This window comes from Paraburkholderia sediminicola (assembly GCF_046027355.1).
Taxonomy (GTDB): domain Bacteria; phylum Pseudomonadota; class Gammaproteobacteria; order Burkholderiales; family Burkholderiaceae; genus Paraburkholderia; species Paraburkholderia sediminicola_B.
Genome location: NZ_JAQQEK010000025.1, coordinates 18,650 through 44,680, shown reverse-complemented (window position 1 = coordinate 44,680; position 26,031 = coordinate 18,650). Strand labels below are relative to the sequence as shown.

Here is a 26,031-nt window from a genome sequence, read left to right as displayed (position 1 = left end):
TCGCCGGTCAGCGATAGTCTATCTCCAACGCCCATCAATGACGGACCGTGGGGCCTCCCCGCGCTCCTGCGCGAGCGACGGATAGTCGGTATACCCGCGCTCGCCGCCTCCGTAGAACGTGGACGGATCCGGCGAATTGAGCGGAGCGTGCGACCGGAAGCGTTCCGGCAGGTCTGGATTGGCGATGAACAAGCGTCCGAACGCGATCAGGTCCGCATTGCCGTCCTCGAGCCATCTTTCCGCACTGCTGCCGTCGAACCCGCCCGCGACCATCAGCACACCACGATAAGTGCGGCGTATCATTTCGTTCATGCCTTTCGCGCGCTGCGTGAAAGCGGCATCCTCACCGGTCGCCGCCAGCGCAGGATTGACGATGTGCAAATAAGCCAGCCCGTATCGATTGAGCTTCTCGATGACGTAAGAAAAGGTCGCCTCGGGATCGTCGTCGTGCATGTCGTTGAAGGTGCCGAGAGGAGAGAGCCGTACGCCGACCTTTTCCGGCCCCCACACTTCGCAAACCGTTTCGATCACCTCGAACAGCAACCTGGCTCGACGCTCGCTCGATCCGCCGTATTCGTCCGTGCGGCGGTTCGTGCCGGACAACAGAAACTGGTCGAGCAGATACCCGTTCGCACCGTGCACTTCGACGCCGTCCATACCGGCAGCCTTTGCGTTGCGCGCCCCCCTGAAGTATTGGCGCACGAGATACGGCATCTCTTCGACCTGCAGTGCGCGAGGCGTGACGCAGGGCGCGACGACACCTTCGCCGCGCTCGTTCTCGATGAACGCCTCCGCTTTCGGCCGGACCGCAGAGGGCGCAACGGGCAGCATTTCATCGGGCTGCAACGAGGGGTGCGATATGCGTCCGACGTGCCAGAGCTGCATGAACATCAACCCGCCCGCCTCGTGCACGGCGTCCGTCACGAGCCGCCAGCCTTCGACCTGCTCGCGACTATGGATCCCAGCCGTCCATGCATAGCCTTGTCCTTGCATCGACACCTGCGTCGCCTCGCTGATGATGAGCGCGGCCGCTGCGCGCTGCGCGTAATAGCAGGCGTTCAGCTGCGACGGTATGTTGCCTGGCCGGCTCGCGCGCGAACGCGTCAGTGGCGCCATCACGACACGATGACGCAGGTTGTGCGGTCCCACCTTTAAGGGTTCGAAGAGCTTGCGCAGCGGGAATTGCTCGTCGTGCTGCCCGGCTTCCGCGGGCGCGATTTCCGTATCAGGCATATTCGCTCCTTGCGTTTTTGACGCGGCTTGAAAAGTGCTGTCACAGACGCTTCGAAGCGCTGGCGTCAAATTACATCGACAGGACCCCGCTCTCTGGCCAGTCTAGCCATGGCCTGCGCGCGCTTCTTTCCGGTTTCTGCTCAGATGTGTCACGATCCTGCGGTCACCCGGTCCATCGCTCCATCGGGGGTCGGATGCAGCCCTGCCGTGCCCTCAGCTACTCTGCCGCTTTCGAAAGATTCACGGCCGGCGTTCGCCTCGAACTTCGCCCGATGCGTCGAAAAGAACATCCGCAGATTACGGACGTTCGACGAACTCTCAAAAAGCCGTCTCGCAAATTCATTGCAGGCCGGGCCCCCGAGGTCCGCAGTCCGCCGAGATAGAACAGCGTGAACAGCCATCGCGCGCGCAGATAGCGCTCCCGCTCGCGAGGCGAGTCCTTCGGCAGGCTGTAGATATGGCGCTTCACTTCGTTCCACAGCGTGCGGTCGAGGCAGCGCGTGACGCGAGGCCTGGTGCGGCGGGCACACTGGCGCGACAGCGACAACCGGTTGCCAGCCAGATGGCCGGCTTCGACGACCATGCGAACAGTGCATTAAGAATATGCGCCCATCATGATCAGGTCCATGCCCAAGTCGGCCGCGCGCGACAGCAGCAGTTCGCCGACCGGCACATCGCGCACGCCGTCCATCCCCGCAACGGTGACCTCGGCCCCGTGGCGCGCGATAGCCGTGGCGATCCGCGCCCAAAATGCGGCTGCCGGGCGGCTCTCCTTTCGCGCCATTTACGGTGAAGACGGTGATCTGCTTCACCGCCTTCACGAGGGCGGCCTTGACCCATTGTCCCGACACGTCACCGAGCGCGAGTTTGCTTGGAAGAGCTTCTCGAGTGCGTCAGGCCGTTCAAGATGCGCTTCTCATCGTTTTGAAAGTATTCGGCCGCGCCCGCATCACATAGAACGAGCGCGCGGCGGGGTGAGCACGGAGCAGAGGCCCGTCAGACGCGCGCTGAAGTGCTTCGGGAGCCGCAGGGCGATTTCGAGTCGCGGATGAACGCGCTCGCTCGCTTCGAGTTGAAAACGACGATTTTGTACGTCATCGTGGTAGCTCCCGTAGGCAGAAAGGACATAGGCGTTGCGCCCGGTTCGAATCCGGGCCACGGCACGGCCCTTTGACGCGAACCAGGCCGGTTGAAGCTTTGCTGTATCGCGCATTCGGGTCGATACAGACCGCCGAAGCGAGCGCGATGACCGGTTGGGAGCGAACCGACCGGTCTCTAGCCCGTCAGCGCCCGATGTTGATCCGGTTGTCGACGTGCGTCACACCGGGGGCAAGCCATGCTACCCGCTCGGCCTCCTCGCGCTCGGCCCACGAGCGGACCGTGCCGCGCAGGACGACCTTATTGCCTTCAGCCTCGACCGTGATGTGCTGTGCGTCGACTTCCGCGTTGCGCTTGAACGCGTCCTCGATCTTGCGCTTGAGATCCTCGGGCTTGACCTTGGGCTTGATCTCGATCTCGTTCGTCACGCCCGTTACGCCGCTCACCCGCAGCGCCGTGTCGGCCGCGCGGCGGCGCTGGTAATCCCATTCGACTTCGCCCTTCAGCGTCACGTATCCGTCCCTGACGACCGCCTTGATGTTGTCCGCCGAATAAGGGAGCTCGGCCTTCAGTTGGGCAATGATCTCGCGCACGATCTCCGGATCGGGCCGCTTGCTGATCAGCGGCAACCGGACCTCCACGTCATTTGCAATCCCCTTCACGCCGAGGACACGCGTCGCATCTTCCTCGGCCTTGCGCTTTTGCCTCCAACTGCGCGCGAAACCAGACAACGTGACCACGCCGTCCTTGACCGCCACCCCGATATCTGTTGAATCGATGTCTGGATCCCACTTCAGTTCGTACTCCACGTCTTGCTTGATGTTTTCGTCGGTTCTCATCGCTGCTCCTCGTCGGTTTGTTGATGGATTAACGCGCGCACGCGGGCTGCGCCGCACGAATTGGCCCATCGTAAAGCGTGCCGACGTGCATTTCTTCCCTTCGCCTGCGCAGTTATTGCGCAATGCTGCTTTCAATTCCATCCTTTCTTTGCGAATGAACGTGGCGACTTTGCGAACGTGGAACGGAATTGTCAACGCAAGGAAATCGGGCTGAAGCCATCCCCCGGGACGCTTCGTGTTCGCCACAGTTACTCTGCGGTCGAACTGCGTCGCCCCTCATCGCGGTAAATGTGCACGTTGGATCATAAGACTTTCCGACTTGTCCGGGCGCGTCGATCAAATCTACGCACAGGAAACGCTGTTTGCAGCGCGTCGACAAGCTCGCTCTGTTGCTTTCCAGTACCCACGACGATTGAGTTTACTTCTTCGCGCGTTGCTCGGGCTCCGGGTGAACGGCAATTGGATCGCTCGCAGGAAAGGTCTCTTCGAGCGCTTCGTCGAGTTGCTCGTCCAGGGTCATCGGCGCTTCCTGCGCCCCGGCTTTCGACTTCGGGATGTCGACGCGACTTTCCTTTGTCATGTTGCGCTCCATAAGAGAACCAGCGGCATTTCGCTATTGCAGCGGCGTTGTCTGCAGCCAATCACGGTTATTGCAGGCGGAGACCGCCACCTTCATCACGCAGATCGAAAATCGCGGCATCGGCGACGTCCAAATCCACGTCACTGATCTGCCGGGTGGCGCGAGAGATCGGCGCGTGCGTGAAGCAGGAGATGCTCGACACCACGGGTCTCGCGTGCTCGAACCCGGCTTCGCGATTAACAAGCTGCTCGCGAAGATCGGTTCTGAGTTGGACAAGCCTGAAAGGCTCGCCTTTCTGACGTCGCACGATCTGGCATGTAGACACTCTCCGGGTTTCTCGATTTGGCGGCGCTTTGCGTGCTCGCCTTGGAACCCGAACGCTAACGGCGGGTACTATCTAAAGGGAACATGTCGCTCGTTTCACACACATTTTGTACTTCCGGCGCGCTTCCGTGTTACAAGCGACCTGGATCTTAGTCGCAACGCAGACGGCTAGGTCGAGTGCCTTGCCTTCGGCGCATAGCGATCTTATCTGTGGGCAATTCACATAGACGAGCCCTGACAGGACGACCGCTGCGAGCGTCGCAATAGTGGTGCTTCCTGCTTTCATGCCGTCCTCCACCGGACGCGCCGTACAGGATTCGAACCGGTGACCAACGGATTAAAAGTCCGTTGCTCCACCTTCGGAGTTCACGACCCGAAAGAGACCTTGCCCGGCCGCCTGTCCCGCGCGCACCGGTGTTCTCAACGACCTTGTTGCCCCAGGAAGCACATCTAGTGACAAAGCGTCCGCTACAGCACGGTCGGCCGACGCTCAGTTCGCGCAACTGCTGAATTTCGATTCTCCGACCTTCAGATGCGATCGTAACAGTCTTCGGAAATTTAAGCGTGAGCACTCTCCAAGGTCGAACTGCGCGTCGATGTGATCGACGTCCACACCGTATGGTCCGCATATTTGTCGGAGTGTCGATCCGACCCAAATGCGAACTTCAACAGAATTCAAGATCACAACCCTGATGCAACGCAGGGGTGCTCATGCTGTCGTGCCGCTGCTGTTCAGGCTCTCTAGCGCCTTCTTCAGGCGTTCCTCCTGATCGTTCGTGAGAGACGTCTTTAATAGCTTTCCGCCGAAAGGTTTCAGCTCTGGCAGGACCTTGTCGAAATTCACGCGACGCACAAGGATGAAGAGCGCCGACGAACCCGGCTCAATGTTCTGGCCCGTCGAACGCATGAAATCGTCATCGATTCCATAGTCCGAGAGCGCTCCCGACAACGCGCCCGTGCCTGCACCGATGGCCATGCCCGTTGCCAGCCCGACGAGCGGATTGAGCAACATCAGCCCAACCAGCGCACCAAACAGACCACCCCAGGCCGCGCCGCTGAGCGCGCCGATCTTGACGAGATCGACGGCTTGCTTGAGGTGTACCTTGCCCTTCTCGCTACGGACCACGATGCAGGCATCCTCAAGGTCGATCAGGTGCTCCTTTTGCATCTGCTGGAGCTTGGTCAACACCTGGTCGGCCGTGTCTTCGCCTTTGAAGCTTACAACGACTAGATCGCTCATCGATTTGCTCCTTTTCTCTGGGAGATAAGCCGAGACCCTTCCGCGGCAAGACGGTTTAATTCACGCCCAGTGCCGCGCGCAAGCCGGTCGAGCGCGCCGCAAAGCAGCGGTGGTGCCAACCAGCCTTGCATGTCCCGCCCGGCGCGTACCTTCGGACGTCGACGTGGCCATTGACCGGATGACGATGACATCAAGACTAGGTTCTTGCCGGTTGCACTTCTTCCTCATTCCTGCAAAGACGTGTCGGATCTCTGCGCTCCTGCTGCGCGGCTTTCAGATGTGAACGTACGGCAGCATTCCGCAAAAACTGCGCAGGCGACGGGAAGAAAATCTGCCCCGCGCGCCATACCGTGGCCCTACCGTGGACGGATGCGTGCGGTGCAGGGCGTAGCCCGCGTGCGCGCGTTAGTCCATCAACAAACCGACGAGGAGCAGCGATGAGAACCGACGAAGACATCAAACGAGATGTGGAGTACGAACTGAAGTGGGATCCGGACATCGATCCATCAGATATCGGGGTTGCGGTCAAGGACGGCGCGGTCACATTGTCTGGTTTCGCACGCAGCTTCCGGCAAAGGCAAAAGGCCGAGGAGGACGCGACGCGCGTGCGCGGCGTGAAGGGGGTCGCAAACGATATGGAGGTGCGGTTGCCTCTGATCAACAGGCGGCCCGATCCGGAGATCGTGCGCGAGATCATTGCCCAACTGAAGGCCGAGCTGCCTTATGCGGCGGACACCATCAAGGCGGTCGTCAGGGACGGAGAGGTGACGCTGAAGGGCGAAGTCGAATGGGACTACCAGCGTCGCCGCGCGGCCGACACGGCGCTGCGGGTGAGCGGCGTAACCGGCCTGACGAACGAGATTGAGATCAAGCCGAAGGTCAAGCCCGAGGATCTCAAGCGCAAGATCGACGACGCGTTCAAGCGCAACGCGGAAGTCGACGCACAGCACATCACGGTCGAGGCCGAAGGCAATAAGGTCGTCCTGCGTGGCACGGTCCGCTCGTGGGCCGAGCGCGAGGAGGCCGAGCGGGTAGCATGGCTTGCCCCCGGTGTGATGCGGGTCGACAACCGGATCACCATCGATTACTGACGGGGGTGCTGGAGACGGGCGGCTCGCTTGCGTACCGATGTGGTCGAGGGGCGGGAAAGGACACAGCCCCAAAACCGGTAACACCCTCAGCGCTCCTGACAGCCGCCTATACTGCCAGAATGACTTGGGTTGATGACACCGCTTTTCGGCTCGTTGCAACGTGAATTGAAAGGACTCGCGAGGTTGTCATGAGAATCCTGGTGGTATTGACTTCACACGACCAGCTCGGCGATACGGGGCGGACAACCGGATTCTGGCTCGAAGAGTTTGCCGCGCCTTATTACGTGTTCAAGGACGCTGGCGTCGAGATGACACTCGCTTCGCCAAAAGGCGGGCAGCCGCCCCCTCGACCCCAAGAGCGACGATCCGGATTCGCAAACCGAAGCGACCCAGCGTCTCAAGAAGGATAACGAAGTGCAAGCGGCCCTGGCAAATACAGCGAAGCTTTCAACTGTCTCGGCAGCGGACTATGACGCCGTGTTCTATCCCGGCGGGCACGGACCGCTATGGGATCTGGCAGAAGATCCGCAGTCGATCGCATTGATCGAAACCATGTATGCGACGGGAAAGCCGGTTGCCGCGGTTTGTCATGCTCCCGGTGCGCTGCGTCATGCAAAGGCGCCCGATGGCTCTCCGCTCGTACGCGATAAACCCGTAACCGCCTTTGCCAATTCGGAAGAAGCAGCCGTCGGTCTTACCGAAGTGGTGCCTTTCCTCGTCGAGGACATGTTGAAGAAGAATGGAGGCAAGTATTCGAAGGGGCCGGATTGGCAGTCATACGTGGTTGTCGCGGCAAACCTGATTACTGGCCAGAATCCCGCGTCGTCGGAAGCAGCAGCAAAAGCGCTGCTCTCGAGGCTGGGCATGGCCTGATACGACGCTTGAGTTGAAGGAGCGAGTCATGGCAAAGGCGACCGGGGCCAGCGGGTCCGAAATCCGAAACCAATCCAGCGACGTGATACATGTGCCCGAGCCGAAGCTGCACCAGCGCGCACATGAGCTGCAGCCGTACGGTCATGTCGTAAAGCTGCCAATCGCGTTGTCCCAAACCGCGTGCGAAACGAGCATAGAACTGTTGAATCAGATCCTGGCCGACACCATGACGCTGCGCGACATGTACAAGAAGCATCATTGGCAGGTCGTTGGGCCTACGTTCCAGTCGTTGCATCTACTGTATGACGCGCATTACGATAAGCAGGTCGAACTCGTCGACACGCTAGCCGAGCGGATTCAACTGCTCGGTGGGGTCAGCGTCGCCATGGCTGCCGATGTGGCGGAAATGACCATGGTCCCGCGTCCGCCACGCGGACGCGAAGAGGTGCCGGTACAGCTTTCGCGTCTGTTGGAGGCGCACGAAATCGTCATTCTGGCCACTCGCAGTGCAGCCAGCAAGGCCAACGAGGTGGGCGACTTTGGGACCAATGACGTGCTGGTCAGTGACGTATTGCGCACTAACGAATTGCAGGTCTGGTTCCTCGCGGAGCACCTGATCGACGCGCCTCTCGTGGTCACAGCATGACGTTGATACGGCGATACGCGCTGGCGATCGGCAGATAGCTTGCCGGGTTGTTTGCGGCAACGGCTCAGCGAAACGCAGGATGGGACGCAGTCATTTTTGAGCGCTCGCCGCAAGTACGGAGAGCGACATGAATGCCAGGTTAGCGGACGCAGATACGTTCATGCTCGTGACCCAGGGCAGTATCTACTTCGAGAAGCTCTTGTCGCTCTGGTTTAATCGCGCGCGCGGCAGTCCCGCGGTCATCGTCCTGCTCGCAACTTCGCCAAATGAATCAGCTACCGGCGTTCCGGTGGGCTAGTCGGAATGCGCGTGGCGTCACACCGCTGTATCGATGAAACACTTCGGTGAAATGCTGCTGAGTCTGAAACCCCGCGCGCGCGCCAACGTCAACTAGGGGAATGGTCTCCTCGCGCAACATCGTCCTGGCAAATTTCACTCGTTCGAGTGTCACGTACAGATGGGGCGGGGTACCTGTCGCCGTTTTGAAAACGCGCGCAAAGTTTGATGCACTCATGTGTACCAGCACTGCGAGTTGCTCGACCAAAATGGTTTCGGCTATGTGCCCATGAACGAAGGCTTCAATGCGAGTCAGCATTTGACGCGTAAGAGGCATGCCCGGCTCGGCCGCACCAGCACAGTGCCCGTAGCGGAGAGCGATGTGCGCCGAGACGACATCGGCAAACGCGTCGGCGCAGGCAGCGTCGATGAGATCCGCATGATGCAAAGCAGCCAATGTGTCCGCGGCCTCGCGCAGGAACGGATCCCAAAACCTGGACCATTTCGGGACCGCGTCAAACGCTACTTGCGAGACTTGCCCAAGTACGCCCGGTTTGAGTGCGATAACCCATCCATTGGGATCGCTGTCAGCGACCGTGGCCAACTGCGCCCCCACCGGAATAACTGCGACAAATGGTGCACTGATCACGATGGAATGACTCATTCCGGGACCGTCGCCGCCCGCAGTCTGCGCAACAGTGCTACCTGTCGGTACAACCAGGCGAAGTCCCTGCACCGAATTCAGCCCGCCATCGGTGAAAGCGATATTCATCGGTTGGCAGCGTAACCCGTGCTCCGGGGTCGACCCTATTTCTTGCTTCATGATAAGCAGAAGTCTCCTCCTTGACTCGTCGCACATCTAAGCTTAGGTCGAATTCAAGGCTGCTTAAGGCGGATTCGTAATATGGGCGGAAGCAACACGACTTTGTTGATGGAGTTGCTGCTGAGCTGTATTGCTCGGCACCTCGGGACGACGCTCGACACGCTGTTAGCCGGGATTCAAAGCAATCCATCGCTACTGAAGGCATTCTGCAAGCTGACGCTTACGCGGGGTATTGCGCGGCGTTCGAACGCAATCAGGTTCGCGAAGCGGCATGTCATGTTCAACGCACGCGCGTCCGCGATCTGGGAACATCGATCGGACCAGGCGTGGGTAAGTCGATCGCGCTCGAATCGCCTACCGGTCATCTCGATCCCGACCAGGAATGCGGGCTCAGAGATGACACCGATCTATGGCCTGACCAAAAACAATCTGAAAGGTATGGGACGCGACCTGCGTGAGTTGCCGAAGACGGTGATCTACGACCCCGAGCTGTCACGTGAATTGCCGCCCGGCTTGTCGTTCGTGAGCGGCCTCAATGCCATTGCGCATGCGGCGGAGGGGTTGTACGCTCATGACGGCATTCCAGTCATGTCGCTGATGGCCGAAGACGGAATACGTGCGTTGGCGACCAGACTGCGCGGCATCGAGAACGAGCCCAAAGCCTGTTAGCGCGCAGCGATTGCCTCTGGGGTGCACGGCTATGCGGCTGTGTGCTGGGGCACGTGGGAATGGCGCTGCATCACAAGCTTTGTCATGCTTCTGGCGAAATCTTCAACCTGCCGCACGTAAACGCACGCGATCATATTGCCTTACGCACTGGCATCTAACAGCGCGGCGTCGCCTGAGGCCATGACACGAATCTGCCACGCGCCACGCGGCGAGAGCGCTGCGCATGGTGTCTTCGAGCCTGGACGAGGGCTCGGCGTTCCATCTGGCTTGCGCGAGACTGGCATGCAGGAATCTGACCTCGATACAGCATGCGAAATAGCCATGTCGAGTCGCGCTTCAACGGGGCTGCAAGCGCGGTTAAGTAGTTGAAGTGCACTGATACTGAAAAACGTGCTCGATGAGGCAGTCATCACTTCGTGTCAATTAAATTTTTTGCTGCATCGGCTTACTATCAAGCCACATCACGGTATCAACGTCGCACGTTTCGCGGAGCAGTTCCCGAAGCTCCGGCGCTGGCGCGAGTTGCTGCGCTACATTTGCGCCCGCATCACCGCATCACCGCATCTGCGCCGCTGCAACGGCGACCGATCGCTGAAATCGCAAGAGGATAACTGCGGTTTTCAGGCTGACGGGTCGCCTGAGCGGCGTTTGACGCTCAAGCAGTTTGCTTCCCTCGACGCTAGACTGTAGTGAGCAGCCAGGTGCTCGCCGAGCGCGACGTTACCAGGAAACCTTAGCGGGGGTGCCGATGATTTCATACGTGCAATTGCTTGAGGCGATCTTGCGCATGGTCGCGGCAGTGCTGGTGGGTTGTATCGTCGGGCTTGATCGAAACCTGCATGGCAAGCCAACCGGCGTCAAGACGCTAGGCCTCGTTGCGCTCGGCTCCTGTCTCGTCACGATGGCCGGCATGTCCTTCGAACTACACCGTTTCACCGACGGCAGCGACGCCGACCGTGCGATTCAAGGCGTCATTACGGGCATCGGCTTTCTCGGCGCCGGGGTGATCCTTCAAGACCGCGCCACCGGAAGGATCAGCGGCTTGACGACGGCGGCTTCGATCTGGGTCACGGCCGCGCTCGGCATTGTGTGCGGCATCGGCGCATGGCAGATTGCGGGCATTGCCACCGTCCTGCTCCTGCTGCTGCTCTCGGTGGGCGGCAGCATTGAACGTGGTTTGCACCGGCGCTGGTTAAGAAAGTCCCCTGAAGAGCAGGCGGCGATCATGCGGCACGACGAATAGTTGCGCGGCGACGCACTGATCGGCACACTGCCCATGCATCGAATGTGCCGCGCGTCAATGAATCGATTGGGATCGATGCGAGACATATGTCAATGATGCTCGCTGTAGTCGGACCTCGGTTTAGGTGTCGCGCGTACCTTTGCGTATTGAAACTCGGGCAGCGCCTTGATCGCATCTTTCGTCGCACCGGCGAGCACCAGTTTGCCATTGACGAAATCGAGCTGCTCGATCGGAATGGCCACATCGTGATGCGACACCCCCAGAAACTGGTTTGCGGCGACGATTGCGAACGATACCGACCGGTCGGGTGCCACGATAATGTCATGAATGACGCCGACACGCTCACCCTTTTCGTTGAAGACCGGCTTGTCCATGACCGACTTTCTCACGCTCCAGCCTGCGACGATCGCGGCCGACTCTTCCACGCTGACACCAAGCGGTTGGGCGCCGGCCACCTGGGCGTGCGCGTCCAGAGGAAGTGCGAGCGACGACACGAGCAGCCATGCAAGCAGATTCGTTTTCATGAGAGTCCCTTCGTTATGGTGTTGACGGTACGACACGGGGCCAGCAATGATCACGCTAATGCCGGACCGTGCGCGGCGTAAGTTCATGTTAGGACGCCTCACGGCGAGCCGCTATAAAAAAGCGGTGATGGTTCAGGTTATTTTCGTGCATCTGGATGCCATTCAGCACGCGTCCTGAATGAACGCAGAATTGCGAAACGCATGGCAGAAACGCGAAAGAATCACAGCTGCGTGGAGCCTAGACTGAAGTTGATCACCTGACGGTACAGCTTGGAGTCCCACATGGATGAACTGCTTGGACGCGCTTGGTGGATGCTCATTCTGCGTGGCACGGTAGCGCTGCTGTTCGGCACTCTGGCGCTATTCTGGCCTGGTCTCACTCTGCTACTGCTTGTCACCCTCTTTAGCGCCTATGCAATCGCCGGCGGCATTGTCGCGATTCTCGCGGCCATCCGCTACCGCGGGACGCACGGCGGCTGGTGGGTGCCGTTGCTGTTCGGCATCTGCAGCATCGGCGCCGGTGTGATCGCCGCGTTAGTGCCGGGCATTACCACGCTCGTACTGGTCGCCGTCATCGGCGCAAACGCGATTATCACCGGCGTATTCGATCTGATCGCAGCAACGCGGCTGCTCAGGCGCCTGCGCAATGCGTGGATGCTGGTGCTAACCGGAGTGCTGTCCGTGCTGTTTGGCATCTTCGTGCTGCTCTTTCCGGGCGCCGGCGCACTAGCGCTCGTCTGGCTGATCGGCGTGTATGCGTTGTTCACGGGCGCGCTGCTGTTCGTACTCGGCATCACTGCGCGCGCCTGGCACCGTGGCGGCCTGACCGGCGAGCCGCACGCGCCATTGCATCCGTAAACGCACCGTTCAGGAGCACTCGCGGGTCAGAAGGTCAAGCCCGCGGTCAACCCCGCACCGGACTGGTTCCGCTATCGCGGGCGATGCCGCGCCGGCCGCGCCCCTCGCATCCGGAGGTCGAATGGACCACCCGCCATCTCCAGTGGTCCAGCCTCAGGTCTGGCACTGGCGCACCTCACGTAAGGAGAATCACATGCTTCTGGATCTCGATAAATGGAATCCGTTCCGGTTTTTACGCTCGCACCCCGCGCAAAATAACGCATCGGGCCAGACCGGTGGGCCGCGCATCAATCAGGAGAGCGCCCGGCAAACTCGGCAACAGACGGGCGGCACGCAAACGGGTAACGGGGCACCGATTGCAGCGGCTGCTGCGCCGGTACTCGCGCCTGCCAGCTGGCCGCTGCCTGATCCGATTCATCTGTTCGCCGAATTGATCCGCGATCCGTTCGGCGGGCGTGGACCGCTCGGAAGCTGGTTCGGCGACTTCAGCGCGAGTGAGTTTCAACCGCGGATCGACGTCACCGACGAAGGCGACGCACTGCGTATTGTCGTTGAATTGCCGGGCATGACCCGCGACGACGTCGAACTCGAAGTGATTGAAGACATGCTGATCATCAGCGGCGACAAGCGCTTCGAATCGACGAGCGAAGAACAGGGATGCTATCGAGTCGAGCGCTCGTTTGGACACTTTCAGCGCGCGGTGCCGCTGCCCGCGGGCATCGATCTCGATCGGGCAGAGGCCAGATTTGAAAACGGTGTGCTGACGCTGCGCGTCCCCAAAGCGGTCGGAGAACCGGCAGCGAAGCGGCGCATCGAGATCAAATAACATCATCCGTACTCTGTGGTCGGTCCTATCGTGAAACAACTCGTCAGCTTCCGAGGTCTCGATGATTCGGCCCACGCCAGCATCGAGCAACAGATTGGTGAACTGGCCGCGCACCATCCGACGCGGCATCTGCACCCGTCTTCGACGGAACTGGTCAGTTTGCGGGCGGGTGTCGAAAGGGACACGCTGTGCAGCGGCGACGCTTATCGCGTAGAGCTGCGACTGGTACTGTCCACTACCACGCGAACCGCCGGGGAAGAAGCCGAACACGTAGCGGATTTCAGCGCCTTCGCGGGCATGCCGGCATATTCCATTGAAGGGGGGCGCTGCACCGCTAGGCTGGCTGGGGTCCCAGACGAAGTCGGCGAGGCGAACAGCAGATTTTCGGATTCTGGCAACCGGACGAAACGCTCAAGGTCGAAGACGTGCTGCCTGGCAGTGGCGGAGAACCCGAAGAGGCAACGAGCGAGCATGAAGTGCGGTTGCTCCCGAGCAAGCTGCTGGGCCAGTTGCCCAACGCGTGGCGGCACGCGGTCTGCCAGTGCAAGCGGACGATGTGCCGCTGCTGGAAGTCGTGGTACGCCTTGACACGGACGAAGCCACCGTGCGGCGCGGGTTGAGCATACCGATGCGTTCCTGCGCACGGTTAGAGGAACTGGGTGCCGCGGGAACAACGGATCGATCGACGTGCCGTCCGCTGGATTGCCTCGTTCCGAGTACAGCGAGAGCCCAGCGCACAAACAAGGCGACATCGGAATAAGCAGCGGAACAGATATTTCCACCCACCTATTACCCGCCCGGGACGCGATGCCCTCGCGGACGAAAAGGAGTTCATCATGGCCGAGTGCAGTGTTTGTGGAAAGCCCGCAACCTCGCAGATCACGATCACCGAAAACGGCCAACGCCGTCAGCTGATGCTGTGCGATGAGCACTACATGGAGTTCATGGCGCGCAATCAGCGCCGCCTGTCGCCGCTCGAGTCCCTCTTTCACGGCGGACTTTTCGACAGTCTCTTCGACGACATGTGGCCACAGATGGAAGGCGGCCGCGGTAGCCGCCCACGCATCGGACGCGCGCACGGACAATCCGGCGACGCGGAGCAGGGTACCCGCGGCGGTAGCGGGCAAACGGGCGATTCAGCGGGCGCACAGCCAGGCGGGCGCACGCGCCGGCATCGCCGGGCGCGTGAAGCGGTGGACCTGCAGACGTACCTGAGCCAGAGCGGTCTGGACCGCCTTCAGGCCGCGGCGCAAGCTGCGGTGGAATATGGCAAGAACGAAGTCGATACGGAACACCTGTTGCTGGCGCTCGCCGATAACAACGTGGTGCAGGAAATCCTGCGCGAATTCAAGCTCGATCCCGAAGAGATCAAGAAGACTATCGACCAGACCGCACCACGCGGCACCCGCAAGGAGCCGAGTGACAACGAGCAGATCGGCGTGTCGCCACGCGCCAAGAGTGCGCTGGAAAATGCGTTGAAGTCGTCGCTGGAACTGGGTCACAGCTATGTCGGACCAGAGCACATCCTGATTGGGCTCGTCGAGGAAGAAGACGGCTTTGCAGGTGAATTGCTGCGCAAGCTCGGGCTGTCGCCGCAATCGCTGCGGCAAAAAGCGGTCAAGGTGGTCGGCAAGGGTGCCGAAGACGGCAAGATGGAGGACCGCTCCACCACGCCCACGCTCGACAAATACGCGCGCGATCTCAGCGCGCTTGCGCGTCAGGGCAAGCTCGATCCGGTAATCGGCCGTGACAAGGAAATCGAAACCACCATTGAAGTGCTCGCGCGGCGGCGCAAGAACAATCCGGTGCTGATCGGCGAGCCCGGCGTGGGTAAGACCGCTATCGTGGAAGGCCTCGCCCAACGCATCGCTCAGGACCAGGTGCCCGAAGTGCTGCGCGGCAAGCGCGTGGTCGAACTGAATATCAATAGCGTCGTGGCAGGCGCGAAGTATCGTGGCGAGTTCGAGGAGCGCGTCAAGCAGGTGCTGGATGAGATCGTCCAGAACCAGGACCGTCTGGTTGTCTTTATCGACGAACTACATACGATTGTCGGCGCCGGCCAGGGCGGCGGCGAAGGCGGCCTCGATATTGGGAATGTCTTCAAGCCCGCGCTCGCTCGCGGTGAGCTGCACCTCGTGGGTGCGACCACGTTGAACGAATACCAGAAGTACATTGAAAAGGACTCGGCATTGGAGCGGCGCTTCCAGCCCGTGATGGTGCCTGAGCCCAGCGTCGAGGAAACGATCGAGATTCTGCGTGGCCTGCGCGACCGGCTCGAAGCGCATCACAAGGTGAAAATCACCGAAGAGGCGATCGCTGCTGCGGCAAAGCTCTCGGACCGCTACATCGCCGCGCGGTTTTTGCCCGATAAGGCAATCGATCTGCTTGATCAGGCCGCCGCCCGCGTGCGCATTTCATCGAATTCGCGTCCGCAGCCGTTGCATGATATCGAGGCGAGCATCCGCCGCATCAAGCAGGAACAGGACGCGGCCAGCGCCGCAAAGCAATTCGATAAAGCCAAGGAATTGGAAGAACGGCTCGTCGCGGAACAAAAACGGCTGCATGAAACCACTGAAACGTGGAAGAAGGAGCGCGGCACCAGCTCGCAGGAAGTGACGGCGGAAGACATTGCGCAGATCGTTTCGTCGCTCACGGGCGTACCGTTATCTGAACTCACTGCCGAGGACCGCGAAAAACTGCTGCGACTGGAAGACCGCCTGAAGGAGCGCGTGGTCGGCCAGGATGAAGCCGTCTCCGCGGTCGCCAAAGCGGTGCGGCTTTCGCGCGCCGGTTTGACGGAGGCCGGCAAGCCGACGGCGAGCTTCCTCTTTCTTGGGCCTACAGGTGTGGGTAAAACCGAACTCGCGAAGGCGCTAGCCGCTTCGGTATTCGGCGACGAGAACGCGCTGGTGCGCATCGACATGAGCGAGTACTCCGAGCGTCATACGGTGGCACGGCTGGTTGGCGCGCCACCCGGATATGTCGGCTACGAGGAAGGCGGGCAACTCACCGAGCGCGTGCGGCGCAGGCCATATTGCGTGGTGCTGCTCGACGAAATCGAAAAGGCGCACTCGGAGGTGCACAACCTCCTGCTGCAACTGTTCGACGAAGGGCGGCTCACCGACGGCAAGGGACGTCTGGTCGATTTCACCAACACGATCATCATCGCGACCAGCAACGTCGGCTCACAGCTGATCCAGGACAACATGAAGGCTGACTCGAAGCAACTCGATTATCCTGAGCTGCGGGACCGGTTGATGGAGATCCTGCGGCATCATTTCAGGCCGGAGTTTCTCAATCGCGTCGACGAGGTGGTCGTGTTTCATGCGCTCGGCAAGGAGCAGATTCGCACCATCGTCGATCTGCAACTTGCGCGCGTACGGCGTACGGCGCTGGCCCAGGGCATCGAGCTGTCGTTCGACGATGCGTTGCGCGATCACCTTGCGCAGATCGGCTATGACCCCGAGTTCGGCGCGCGGATGCTCAAACGCAAGATCCGTCTTGAAGTGGAATCGCAACTCGCCGATGCACTGTTGGGAGGCGACGTGCGCGACGGCGACAAGGTCACGATGACCTACGACTCCGGTACGCACTCCGTGCGTGTGCTGAAAGGACCAACGCCCACAGAAGCGCCCAGCGAGGCGTCTAAGGAGGCGCCGGCGCATGCGTGAGGCTCGCCTGCCGAAGAACGCGACGCCGCCCGCACGTGCGGGCGGGCGGTGTCGCCGTCAGGATTCAAGTTCACCTGCGACGATCTCGTCGCGGTAGCACCAGATCCACGTTTCGCCGGGTTCGAGTGAACGCACCAGCGGATGGCCGGTCGCGTGAAAATGCTTGCTTGCATGCCGGTTGGGCGACGAATCGCAACAGCCGACGTGTCCGCACGAAAGACAAAGCCTCAAATGTACCCACGGCTGGCCAAGCTTCACGCAGTCCTCGCAATAGTCGATGGGCGTGTGGAGAATGCGGGCCTCGCCCAGGTGTGTGCAACCAGGGGTCATGATCGTACTCCTCGGACAGGTGTGCGCAGACGTGCGCGGATCAAGATTGCGCTTGCGCTCAAGCGCTATTCAGATAGCGATGCACCAGCGCCACAGCCATTGCACCCTCGCCGACTGCCGACGCCACGCGTTTGATCGACGCGTGGCGGACGTCGCCCGCGGCGAATACGCCAGGCACACAGGTTTCCAGATGCAGCGGCGCGCGTTCGAGCGGCCATTTCAGGTTCGCCCGATATTCCTGCAGGTCGGGACCGGTCACGAGATAGCCGCCTTCATCGCGGACAATGCCAACTTCGCGCGCCCATTCGGTCTGCGGTACGCCGCCAATGCAGACGAATAGCCAACTCGTCCTTACCGTGCGTTGACGGCCGGTGCGCACATCGGTCAGCGTGATCGCCTGCAACACGTCACTGCCTGCGAGCGCGGTAACTTCGGTGCACGTGCGCACTTCAATATTCGGCGCCGACGTGATGCGATCTACCAGGTATTGGGACAACGTGTTCTTAAGCGATGCGTCACGTACGAGCATATAGACGCGGTTGGCGGACTGCGAAAAATGCATGGTGGCCTGTCCCGCCGAATTGCCGCCGCCCACCACATATACGTCTTCGCCATGGATCAGCGCGGCCTCGCTCGCGCCGGCGCCGTAGTAAAGGCCCGCGCCGAGAAAGCGCTCTTCACCTGCCAGGCCTAGCGTGCGATATGCTACGCCGGTCGCGCAGATAGACGTGCGCGCCGTGATACGTGTGCCGTCTTCCAGATACACGATGCCCTGGCCGGGCAGAAATTCCGCGCGTACGCCGGCGCGAGCCAGCAGGATTTCGGCGCCGAACTTGATGGCCTGGGCGCGCGCCCGTTCAGCGAGCTCCGCGCCGCTCACGCCCTGTGGAAAGCCCAGATAGTTCTCGATCTTCGAACTGCTGCCTGCCTGGCCGCCCAGTGCCAAACGCTCCACCAGTACGGTGTGCAGCCCCTCCGATGCACCGTACACCGCCGCGCTCAATCCCGCAGGTCCTGCGCCGTAAATCGCCAGATCGTAGGCCTCACGGGATGGACTCGCAAACCAGCCGAGCTTCTCTGTGATTTGCCGGACGGTGGGACATTCAAGCCGCGTTCCGTCGTGGAAGACGCAGACCGGCAAGCGCGAATCGGAAAGATGCTGCACGTGCGCCAGTTCCTCCGCTTCTTTATCGCTGCCCAGCTCGATCCATTCGAACGGTATGTCGCAGCGATGCAGGAAGTCGCGTATCGCGTAGCCATTTGCGCTGCGCATGCGTCCATAGATCCTGACCATGAATATGCTATCCGCCATTGAGGACGTTCAGAACTTTCTTTCGTTTCTCGCGCTTCACAAGCAGGCGGCCGCGCCGGGATAACGGCGGTTGGCCGTATTCGTGCACTGTAGATCCATCGAAGGGCGGCGTCTTTCGCTAAACTGCCGTTTTTTTCGCTTTCGCTGATGGTTCCATCACATCCGGTCGTGCGACTCTTCCACCTTGTGATCGACAAAACGCGTACCCCATTCGATGCCGTCCCGCACCGCCTCCTCCTGCGCAAGCCATTCCGGCTGAACCGTATCCGGACGGAATTCGGCCACGGTGCCATCGGCATGGCGCACACTCACCTTCGCCTGCCACGCGCCGTATGCGTTCTGCTCCGGCTGTACCACGATCTCGTAGCCTCGATGTTCAAACACGTGCGTTTGCATGAGCCGCTCCGGTTTCGTATCAAGGCGTCATTCTGGAAGCACGAACTCGGTACGCATGTCTTCGATCACTTTCTGGAGATGATGTGCGCAATCTGCGCCGCGGGCGTTGAGCGGCACTATGTTCCAGTTGCGGCCGGATGCGTCCGGCGGATGCCGCTCTGGCAGCGGTATGCGCACGCGCAAAGCTCCAGGCACGTCAGCGGCGATTTTCGCCATGCGGTTCTGCAGTTCGTCGCGAATCTGCTCAGCGGTTCGAACGGTCTTCGGCATCGGTCTGCCTCCCTTCGGTCGCACGTCCGGATCGTGACTGAACGGCGCATGGGTGCTTCATGCCTGAGCATGCGCCGACGATGCTTAAAGTCTAGTCGCAAATCCGGGGATGTTCGGATAATCGTTGGTTCTGCCGACTGTATCAAGGGAGGGCGCGCCGCAAAGCTGCTCTTCGGAAAAATGCGCAAAAAGCCGGAAGACGCCGGTGCGCAAAGGCCTGATCCTCTCCAGGTCAGCCCGCATCGTATCCGAAGCGGGTGTCCGCAGCTGATGAGCTGCCGGTGAGCTGGCAAAACCGAAGATACTCGACCGGCTAGACCCAAGTGACGGGGCCAGGCTTGAACAAGTCGTACAGGCGCGGGATCGGGGGCGCGGTGTCGAGGTCCTGACGCTCGACGTAACGTTCCGGTTGCGCAATAACCGAAGCAAACCAGTGCGTATGCAGGTGGCCCTGAAGCAGGCGACTCCGGCCCGCGACGGAGACTGGTTGTTTGTTATTCAAGATACGCAAGCGGACCAACGGGAAAAAGCCGCGCGTAACGCGCGCGGGGCTGCATTGAACCGTGCGTCACGCGATGCCTCCTAAGACCTGCACAGATCGTATGAGCGGTTGACGACCGGTCGGCGCATCCTGGGTGGGGCGGTTAGTGATGTAATCCCTGGTGGGCGCTGCCCAAATGGCGTATTCCATATTGCGCTCGTCGGGGTACAGTGCATGGACCTGCTGCTTCAAGCCTGGTACCTCTTCGACTACATGACAGGTACCCTGTATCAGAAGCGCGAAATAGTTCGATCTTTGTTATCAATAGCTGAATACGTCAGTTCTGTTTTGGGCAGCTATCCGCAAAGAACCCGCGCAACGCGAAGGACCGTAGCATGTGCGTTGCGCGACCGTCGAATGAACTGTGCACGGCGCATGTGCAATCCATGCACGCGCGCGGTGCGTTCGCGGCGCAGCGACGGCCGCCCGGGAGCCAAATCATGGAAACAAGGAAAAGCTGGCTGCGCAAGGATCTCGATGCGTTGCGTCTGCAGTGGGACATGCTCACCTTTTATGAACGATTCGAGCAGCTTGTCGCGCATGTGCTGAGCGTCGTGATTTCTATCATCATCCTCGTGTCGCTCTGGCAGTTGATTAGCGCTGTGATTTCATTACTGGTTTCGGACGCGCTGAACCCGCTGGATCACGCGGTATATCAGACCATCTTCGGCATGGTCATGACGCTGCTGATCGCTATGGAATTCAAACATTCGATTACGCGCGTGATGGCGCGGCGTGATCACATCGTGCAGGTCAAAACGGTGCTTCTGGTTGCGCTGCTGGCTATCGCCCGCAAATTCATCATTCTCGATCCGGCAAGTGCGCCCGCCCAGATCGCGGCGCTTGCGTTTGCGCTGGTGGCGCTGGGGAGTGTCTACTGGCTGATGCGGCAGCGCGATGACTCGGCCAACGCGACGGCCGCCGCGCAAGCGGAGCGCGATCGCGTGGCGCACGCGCAGCGACAGCAAGGGGTACGGCCCGGCGAAGGCGGGCAGCGCGACAATTGACCCGACTCGCCATGCGCGTCACGTAATGGCAGCGTAAGCGTCAATCTAGCGGACGGCGTCGATGGTGACGCGAAGTTCGGCCGCCTCCGGTTGCACCCGGGATAGGAGCGTTTCGAGCGCGAGCCCTTTCGTCTCAATGCCCATCGACCATACCGCAAGCGCCACTACGCCGAACAACGGCGCACGGAGACTGAACATGCCGCCTTGGCCGAATGCCGGCAACACGAGACCGACCGCATACCGATCGGCGACGGAACCCCGGCGACGCGGACGACTTGATTGCAGTGTTTGCTAACGAATGCGTCTTCTCTTTGATCAGGCCGTCATGCGTGCGATGGTGGCGGATCCTCACTCGACCCACCAACGACGGTAGTTAAGAACGTCATCTGCCATCGTCTCATTGCCACTCGGGAGCCGTCGTTCGCCAAACGTACAGGAGAGGCGAAGTGGGTCGCGCTGCCGATCGCGACGGCGGGAGATGCGGGCAGTCCATGCGATTTGCATGAGGCAGTGATCGGCCATGAAGCGACGATCAACGCTGTCGCTGCGAATGACGACTTTTTGCTTCAGGGTTGACCTTCGCGGTTGTCGTCATATTCATAAAACGGGCCGGGTTGCTCCCAGACCGGTTGTAGCGTTGGATGTACTCGGCGTTGCCAAAAGATATCGGAAGCGTCGCGCCTTCGATCACGCAGCCTCGATGAGCCCGAGTTGCTGCAGGGCGGTCACGCCGTCATCCAGGCCGATTTCTTCAACGATCTTGCCGTCTTTGAGCCGGAGCACGGTCGTGCCGGTGAAGCGCATTTTCCGGCCGGTCGCAGTCGGCAACGATCCGATGAGGAAATCGTTGAACGCTGGACCGTTATGCGTGCCGCCTCCCTCCCAACGGCCGACTACATAGCCCCCTCGGCGATGAGATCAGCGGCACCCCAGAAGTTGAGGTCCGGGAATGCTTCGCGGAAATCGGTCATGAATGCCTTGATGTCATCGCGGCCACGACGCGGCTCGTGCAGCGAGCGATGAACGCGTGACCGTGATCAGCGACATGCCGGTGAATTTGGGAAGACAGTCGAGGGCAGTCAGCTGGCCCGGGGCCCGATCCTCGACTGGTTTCATATCGCAATGAAGTTCAAGGCGGCGGAGCGTTCCGTGTTCGGCAGCAGGATGATCGACTCGATGGAACGGGAGTCAGTGGAAACCGAAATCACCCACGCCCAATGGCGGGTCTGCATGGCAAGGGCAGCAAAGCGTTGGAGCGGATCAAGGCACTCGACAGTCGGCTCTGGCGAGGGAAGGATACGAATTCAATACGTCGTGGTGGAATCTGAACACTGTCTCCAGTTACCTGAAGAAGAACGCTGGCACGTTGGTCAACTACGGCGCTCGGCATCCGCAAGGGCCTGCCGATCAGCGGCAGTATCGCCGAGTCCGCGGTGAACCAGATTGTCAGTTACCGTATGGCCACGAAACGCCAGATGCGGTGGACAGACGAAGGAGCGCACTGCATGGCGCAGGTCAGGGTTGCGGTGTTGAACGGGGAATTCTCCCCCGTCGCATCTCGGCGCTCAAGATTGCCGCCTCGCGTTGCGGCGCATGCGTGCGGGCAGCGTTGGCCGGCGAGGACCGGCCAACGGACAGAACAGAGGGTGCAATCATGCCATAAGCCATGGACACCTAACGAAATCTTCCTCCCCAACTCTTGCACGCTCTCTTCTACGGGGGCGGAACGTCGTCCCAGCTTTCCTCACTCAACGAGACGCCGCTGCAAACCAGAAGCGGTGAATAATGCCAAGCGCGGCGGCGAACATACGGTGGGACGACGAGGGCGCTGAGTTGAACCCATCACCGATCGACGCTGTCGCACCGATTTGACGGTTGATCGGGCCGCTAGCCGTGAAACTCGGCGTTCCGAGAGTCCGACCATTGGCGCGCTGATACGCCTCGAGCAAGTACAGACCCGTGCGTTTGGACAGCGCGTAATACTGTGAAAGCTTGAATTGATGATACGTAGCCGCGTCATCAATGCCGTTCGCCCTACTTGCCCAGGTGTAGCTATAGCCTGCCGCATGATCTCATGCTGCGGCGGGCTTCCAGTGCAGCACGCTACCGATAGTATTGAACACAGCCTCATCCGTGAATTTTGAGTTGATGCCTGGAACGTACTGGACATTGCTGTACGTAGCCGAGATATCCCACGCACCGTTAAATATATATCCTAGACCAACAGCGAAGCGCTGTTGCACCTGTGCGCCTTGATATCCATTGGTGACTGCGGAGACACCAGATTGGCCGCCAGAATTGGTAGTTGAATCGGCACCCCAGACTCCGACGTCTGCCCACCGGAACGGCCGACAATGGCCTTCCGATAGGTGCGCAGTTGGTCGGAAAGTTTAGGGCTGACGCCAACGCTCTTGGCTGGGGAAAAGTGCTGCAGAAAATCTTGCAGGCGTAGGGGAGCCTTGAGCAATAGGCCTATGCTACAAGCGGCAGTTCTTCACGACTTTTGATAGTCTCGAGCGAACGGTTGGCGTAGTCTCGCGTGAGGTTCTTTTCGCCGAGGACGGCCTTATCCTTCGTACGTGGCATGGGGGACGGTCGCCACCCACATTCGCCATACGCGGAAACAATGAGATGTGACATCTTCGAGGTGGAAGAAGGCCGGGTTGTTTTTGTCGGGAGACCATCGGAGCGTTACCTCAATCCGATCGGTGCGGTACACGGCGGCTGGACTGCTACGATGCCTCGTTGCCTCGTTGCCTCGTTGCCTCGTTGCCTCACGCCACCTAGGCGACATTGAAGGTCGGCGAAGGCCGCGCAACTGTTGAAATGAGAATTGGGTATATTCGGCCGGTATTGGCAGGACGGGAACGGTTGACCGGGACCTTTCCCGTCGCCGACATACTCATGCTGGATGTGCTGCGGCTGGTCGACCGGTTCGACCGACTGGTGGGACATCCGGCTAGTCGCGGCTAGTCACGCGGGCCACGGCCCCCGTCTTTCGTGAAAGCACACGCAGACCAGATGGCGCACTTGCTGCGGCAGACTGAGCGACACCGGTCCCGCTGCTGGAGCGGGCGATGTCGATAGCCGCCTGATCAAGGCGAGGGACGCGTTCGCTACAGCGCGCGTTGCAACCGCGCTGCCACGTTCCTTAGAACAGGCAGGAATTTCTGCTCCAGCGTTTCCACGCTAACCCGTCCGGAAAACACACTCACGCTGAGCGCGGCCTCGATCTCCCCGCTGCGATTTCTCACCGGCACCGCCATCGCAGACATACCGATCTCCAACTCCTCGTTGCTGATCGCATAGCCTTCTTCCGCCGCGTGCCTGACGGCCTGCAAGACCGCGGCCGGCGTCGCGAGCGTGCGCGCCGTCAGCCGTTTCATCGGCGTGGCGTCCAGATGCCGGTTGATTTCTTCTTCCGTCAAATCTGATAGCAGGACGCGGCCGGTTGCCGAGCAATATGCGGGCAATCTGCCGCCGAGCTTGACCCCCGTCGAGACGATCCTGACCGCTTCGGCGCGTGCGATGAATACCGAATAGCCCTCGTCCATCACCGCCAGCGAGACGGACTCCTGCAATTCGTCACGCGCACTCGCAAGCAGCGGCTGCGCGATCTGCGTGAGCGACGACGTGCTGAGGTACGCGCTGCCCAATCTCAGCATACGCGGCAGCGGCGTGAAGAACTTGCCGTCATGCGCCAAATAGCCGAGATCAGCCAGCGTGAGCAGGCATCGGCGGGCGGCGGGGCGGCTCAGATCCGCGTAGTGCGCGGCATCCGAGACGGTCATGCGGGTGGTCGATGCGCCGAACGCCTCGATGATCGCCAGCCCCTTCGCCAGCCCCGCCATGCCTTCCTTCGCACGCACCTTACTGCCTGCTTCAGCGTCTTCTTCAGATGACGGCGCGTCCTCCCGCCCGTTGACAGATTCTTTGTCGGATGTCATATTTAATTTAGATATCGAACAACGTACGGTATTCGAACACATTCGACCGAACCTGTCAACTTCCTTGGCACCCGAAGGGTTGTCTTCAATCCCGGTCGGCCACGTTTAACGGTCCGCGCAATACATGGAGCAAGCAACTTGAACATCATCCCCATCAAGCCGGCGCGGCGCGCCAGCATCGCCTGGCCATCCGAAGGCCTCACGCGCGTCCCCTACACGCTGTTTCAGGATGAAGACGTCTACGCCGACGAGCAGAACGCGATTTTCCGGGGCCCGAACTGGAGCTACCTGTGTCTCGAAGCGGAGCTGGTGAACGCGGGCGACTTCCGTAGCAGCTTCATCGGAGATACACCGGTGGTGGTCACGCGCGATACCGACGGTGAACTCTATGCGTTCGAGAATCGCTGCGCGCATCGCGGTGCAATGGTGTGCCTGGAAGACCAGGGCAACGCGAAGGATTTCAGCTGCGTCTATCACGCGTGGACTTACAACCTTCAAGGCGATCTGCTCGGGGTCGCGTTCAAGGACGGCATCGGCGGTAAGGGCGGCATGAAGCCGGACTTCTGCGAGGGTGACCACGGCTTGCGCAAGCTGCGGGTCGCGACGCTGCACGGCCTCGTATTCGGCAGTTTTTCAGACGACGTTCCCCCGCTCGATGAATATCTTGGCGAGGAAATCGTCGAGCGTATTGCGCGCGTGCTCGAAGGACGCACGCCGGTCGTGCTCGGCCGCTTCACGCAGATGCTGCCGAACAACTGGAAGCTCTACTTCGAGAACGTCAAGGACTCGTATCACGCGAGCATCCTGCATCTGTTCTTCACCACGTTCCAGTTGAACCGCCTGTCGCAGCGCGGCGGCATCATCGTCGATCCGAGCGGCGGGCATCACGTCAGCTACTCCGCTGTCGACCATGCTGCGGAGGCGGCGGCACAGGCAAAAGTCGCAAGCGATTACGCGGATCAGAAGATCCGCTCCGAAAGCGAGCACCGGCTGGAAGACACCTCGGTGCTGGCCGGCACGGACGAATTCGGCGACGGCGTCACGCTGCAGATTCTTTCGGTGTTTCCCGGCTTTGTGCTCCAGCAGATCCAGAACACCATCGCGGTGCGCCAGATTTTGCCGCGCGGCACGCAGCAGACCGAACTGAACTGGACCTACCTCGGTTTCGAAGACGATACGCCGGAGTTGCGCGAAATGCGTCTGCGGCAAGCGAACCTCGTGGGACCGGCCGGTTATGTGTCGATGGAAGACGGATGCGTCGGCGGTTTCGTGCAGCGAGGCATCGATGGCGCAAGCGACAGCCGCTCGGTCATCGAGATGGGCGGCGATAGCGCTGAAAGCAGCGAAAGCCGCGTGACGGAAGCGTCGATTCGCGGTTTCTGGAAGGCCTACCGCAACGCAATGGGGTACTAGA

24 protein-coding genes and 4 pseudogenes are annotated in these 26,031 nt (G+C 60.6%); 11 read left to right on the top strand and 17 right to left on the bottom strand.

What is annotated here, in order from left to right; translation table 11 throughout:
- Positions 1–18: 18 nt before the first annotated feature.
- From PQR42_RS32810 to PQR42_RS32780, 7 genes and pseudogenes are all read right to left on the bottom strand, one after another.
- Positions 19–1,233: an alkene reductase gene (locus PQR42_RS32810; protein ID WP_408494572.1), complete on the bottom strand. Its 1,215-nt coding sequence runs from the start codon at positions 1,231–1,233 to the stop codon at positions 19–21.
- 248 nt (positions 1,234–1,481) lie between these two features.
- Positions 1,482–1,601, bottom strand: a pseudogene (locus tag PQR42_RS32805) (Lrp/AsnC family transcriptional regulator); the annotation flags it as partial.
- A gap of 227 nt (positions 1,602–1,828) precedes the next feature.
- On the bottom strand, positions 1,829–2,017 hold the full coding sequence (locus PQR42_RS32800; protein ID WP_408494570.1) for a hypothetical protein: 189 nt from the start codon (positions 2,015–2,017) through the stop codon (positions 1,829–1,831).
- Between the two features lie 499 nt (positions 2,018–2,516).
- A complete protein-coding gene (locus tag PQR42_RS32795; protein ID WP_408494568.1) occupies positions 2,517–3,170 on the bottom strand; it encodes a BON domain-containing protein in 654 nt (217 codons plus the stop codon).
- 418 nt (positions 3,171–3,588) lie between these two features.
- Positions 3,589–3,750 carry a hypothetical protein gene (locus tag PQR42_RS32790; RefSeq protein ID WP_317015581.1) on the bottom strand — a complete coding sequence of 54 codons (162 nt, stop codon included), beginning with the start codon at positions 3,748–3,750 and terminating at the stop codon, positions 3,589–3,591.
- A 67-nt stretch (positions 3,751–3,817) separates the two neighbouring features.
- Entirely contained in the window at positions 3,818–3,952 is a 135-nt protein-coding gene (locus tag PQR42_RS32785) for a hypothetical protein (RefSeq protein ID WP_408494566.1), read from the bottom strand.
- Between the two features lie 831 nt (positions 3,953–4,783).
- A complete protein-coding gene (locus PQR42_RS32780; RefSeq protein ID WP_408494565.1) occupies positions 4,784–5,314 on the bottom strand; it encodes a DUF1269 domain-containing protein in 531 nt (176 codons plus the stop codon).
- A gap of 437 nt (positions 5,315–5,751) precedes the next feature.
- On the opposite strand from PQR42_RS32780, the gene PQR42_RS32775 reads away from it, so the two are divergent.
- From PQR42_RS32775 to PQR42_RS32765, 3 genes and pseudogenes are all read left to right on the top strand, one after another.
- Entirely contained in the window at positions 5,752–6,405 is a 654-nt protein-coding gene (locus tag PQR42_RS32775; RefSeq protein WP_408494563.1) for a BON domain-containing protein, read from the top strand.
- 188 nt (positions 6,406–6,593) lie between these two features.
- A pseudogene (locus tag PQR42_RS32770) lies at positions 6,594–7,278 on the top strand (type 1 glutamine amidotransferase domain-containing protein).
- A gap of 28 nt (positions 7,279–7,306) precedes the next feature.
- Positions 7,307–7,924: a Dps family protein gene (locus PQR42_RS32765; RefSeq protein ID WP_408494561.1), complete on the top strand. Its 618-nt coding sequence runs from the start codon at positions 7,307–7,309 to the stop codon at positions 7,922–7,924.
- A gap of 271 nt (positions 7,925–8,195) precedes the next feature.
- Here PQR42_RS32765 and PQR42_RS32760 read toward each other — a convergent pair whose 3' ends face one another.
- Entirely contained in the window at positions 8,196–9,023 is an 828-nt protein-coding gene (locus PQR42_RS32760) for an AraC family transcriptional regulator (protein ID WP_408494559.1), read from the bottom strand.
- Positions 9,024–9,131: 108 nt separating this feature from the next.
- On the opposite strand from PQR42_RS32760, the gene PQR42_RS32755 reads away from it, so the two are divergent.
- From PQR42_RS32755 to PQR42_RS32735, 3 genes are all read left to right on the top strand, one after another.
- The gene (locus PQR42_RS32755) at positions 9,132–9,692 is read left to right on the top strand and encodes a dehydroquinate synthase/iron-containing alcohol dehydrogenase family protein (RefSeq protein WP_459252329.1); all 561 of its coding nucleotides are present in this window, start codon (positions 9,132–9,134) and stop codon (positions 9,690–9,692) included.
- 390 nt (positions 9,693–10,082) lie between these two features.
- Positions 10,083–10,382, top strand: coding sequence for a hypothetical protein (locus tag PQR42_RS32740; protein ID WP_408494557.1), 300 nt, complete (start codon positions 10,083–10,085; stop codon positions 10,380–10,382).
- A 58-nt stretch (positions 10,383–10,440) separates the two neighbouring features.
- Positions 10,441–10,935 carry an MgtC/SapB family protein gene (locus tag PQR42_RS32735; RefSeq protein ID WP_408494727.1) on the top strand — a complete coding sequence of 165 codons (495 nt, stop codon included), beginning with the start codon at positions 10,441–10,443 and terminating at the stop codon, positions 10,933–10,935.
- Between the two features lie 89 nt (positions 10,936–11,024).
- Here PQR42_RS32735 and PQR42_RS32730 read toward each other — a convergent pair whose 3' ends face one another.
- Complete coding sequence (locus tag PQR42_RS32730) at positions 11,025–11,459, bottom strand: PRC-barrel domain-containing protein (RefSeq protein WP_408494555.1); 435 nt, start codon at positions 11,457–11,459, stop codon at positions 11,025–11,027.
- Between the two features lie 282 nt (positions 11,460–11,741).
- Here PQR42_RS32730 and PQR42_RS32725 point away from each other — a divergent pair, with 282 nt between their 5' ends.
- From PQR42_RS32725 to PQR42_RS32715, 3 genes are all read left to right on the top strand, one after another.
- Complete coding sequence (locus tag PQR42_RS32725) at positions 11,742–12,317, top strand: HdeD family acid-resistance protein (protein WP_408494553.1); 576 nt, start codon at positions 11,742–11,744, stop codon at positions 12,315–12,317.
- A gap of 193 nt (positions 12,318–12,510) precedes the next feature.
- Positions 12,511–13,143, top strand: coding sequence for an Hsp20/alpha crystallin family protein (locus tag PQR42_RS32720; protein WP_408494551.1), 633 nt, complete (start codon positions 12,511–12,513; stop codon positions 13,141–13,143).
- A gap of 836 nt (positions 13,144–13,979) precedes the next feature.
- A complete protein-coding gene (locus PQR42_RS32715; RefSeq protein ID WP_408494549.1) occupies positions 13,980–16,814 on the top strand; it encodes an ATP-dependent Clp protease ATP-binding subunit in 2,835 nt (944 codons plus the stop codon).
- Positions 16,815–16,871: 57 nt separating this feature from the next.
- On the opposite strand, the gene PQR42_RS32710 is transcribed toward PQR42_RS32715, so the two are convergent.
- From PQR42_RS32710 to PQR42_RS32695, 4 genes are all read right to left on the bottom strand, one after another.
- Positions 16,872–17,144: a UBP-type zinc finger domain-containing protein gene (locus tag PQR42_RS32710; RefSeq protein WP_165190095.1), complete on the bottom strand. Its 273-nt coding sequence runs from the start codon at positions 17,142–17,144 to the stop codon at positions 16,872–16,874.
- 58 nt (positions 17,145–17,202) lie between these two features.
- Positions 17,203–18,438 (bottom strand): NAD(P)/FAD-dependent oxidoreductase, encoded by a 1,236-nt coding sequence (locus PQR42_RS32705; protein ID WP_408494547.1) that lies wholly within the window; start codon positions 18,436–18,438, stop codon positions 17,203–17,205.
- A 174-nt stretch (positions 18,439–18,612) separates the two neighbouring features.
- Positions 18,613–18,852, bottom strand: a complete 240-nt coding sequence (locus tag PQR42_RS32700) for a DUF6566 family protein (protein WP_408179921.1) — start codon at positions 18,850–18,852, stop codon at positions 18,613–18,615.
- A gap of 27 nt (positions 18,853–18,879) precedes the next feature.
- Entirely contained in the window at positions 18,880–19,122 is a 243-nt protein-coding gene (locus PQR42_RS32695) for a hypothetical protein (RefSeq protein ID WP_408494545.1), read from the bottom strand.
- A gap of 981 nt (positions 19,123–20,103) precedes the next feature.
- Between PQR42_RS32695 and PQR42_RS32690 the strand changes: the two genes are divergently transcribed.
- Complete coding sequence (locus tag PQR42_RS32690) at positions 20,104–20,670, top strand: phosphate-starvation-inducible PsiE family protein (RefSeq protein ID WP_408494725.1); 567 nt, start codon at positions 20,104–20,106, stop codon at positions 20,668–20,670.
- Between the two features lie 45 nt (positions 20,671–20,715).
- On the opposite strand, the gene PQR42_RS32685 is transcribed toward PQR42_RS32690, so the two are convergent.
- From PQR42_RS32685 to PQR42_RS32670, 4 genes and pseudogenes are all read right to left on the bottom strand, one after another.
- The gene (locus PQR42_RS32685; protein ID WP_408179924.1) at positions 20,716–20,868 is read right to left on the bottom strand and encodes a hypothetical protein; all 153 of its coding nucleotides are present in this window, start codon (positions 20,866–20,868) and stop codon (positions 20,716–20,718) included.
- Positions 20,869–21,357: 489 nt separating this feature from the next.
- Positions 21,358–21,686, bottom strand: a pseudogene (locus PQR42_RS32680) (ester cyclase); the annotation flags it as partial.
- A gap of 732 nt (positions 21,687–22,418) precedes the next feature.
- Positions 22,419–22,997 (bottom strand): annotated as a pseudogene (locus PQR42_RS32675) (porin family protein); the annotation flags it as partial.
- Positions 22,998–23,786: 789 nt separating this feature from the next.
- The gene (locus tag PQR42_RS32670) at positions 23,787–24,617 is read right to left on the bottom strand and encodes an IclR family transcriptional regulator domain-containing protein (protein WP_408494543.1); all 831 of its coding nucleotides are present in this window, start codon (positions 24,615–24,617) and stop codon (positions 23,787–23,789) included.
- 138 nt (positions 24,618–24,755) lie between these two features.
- Here PQR42_RS32670 and PQR42_RS32665 point away from each other — a divergent pair, with 138 nt between their 5' ends.
- On the top strand, positions 24,756–26,030 hold the full coding sequence (locus PQR42_RS32665; RefSeq protein ID WP_408494541.1) for an aromatic ring-hydroxylating dioxygenase subunit alpha: 1,275 nt from the start codon (positions 24,756–24,758) through the stop codon (positions 26,028–26,030).
- The last annotated feature ends 1 nt before the right edge of the window (position 26,031 follow it).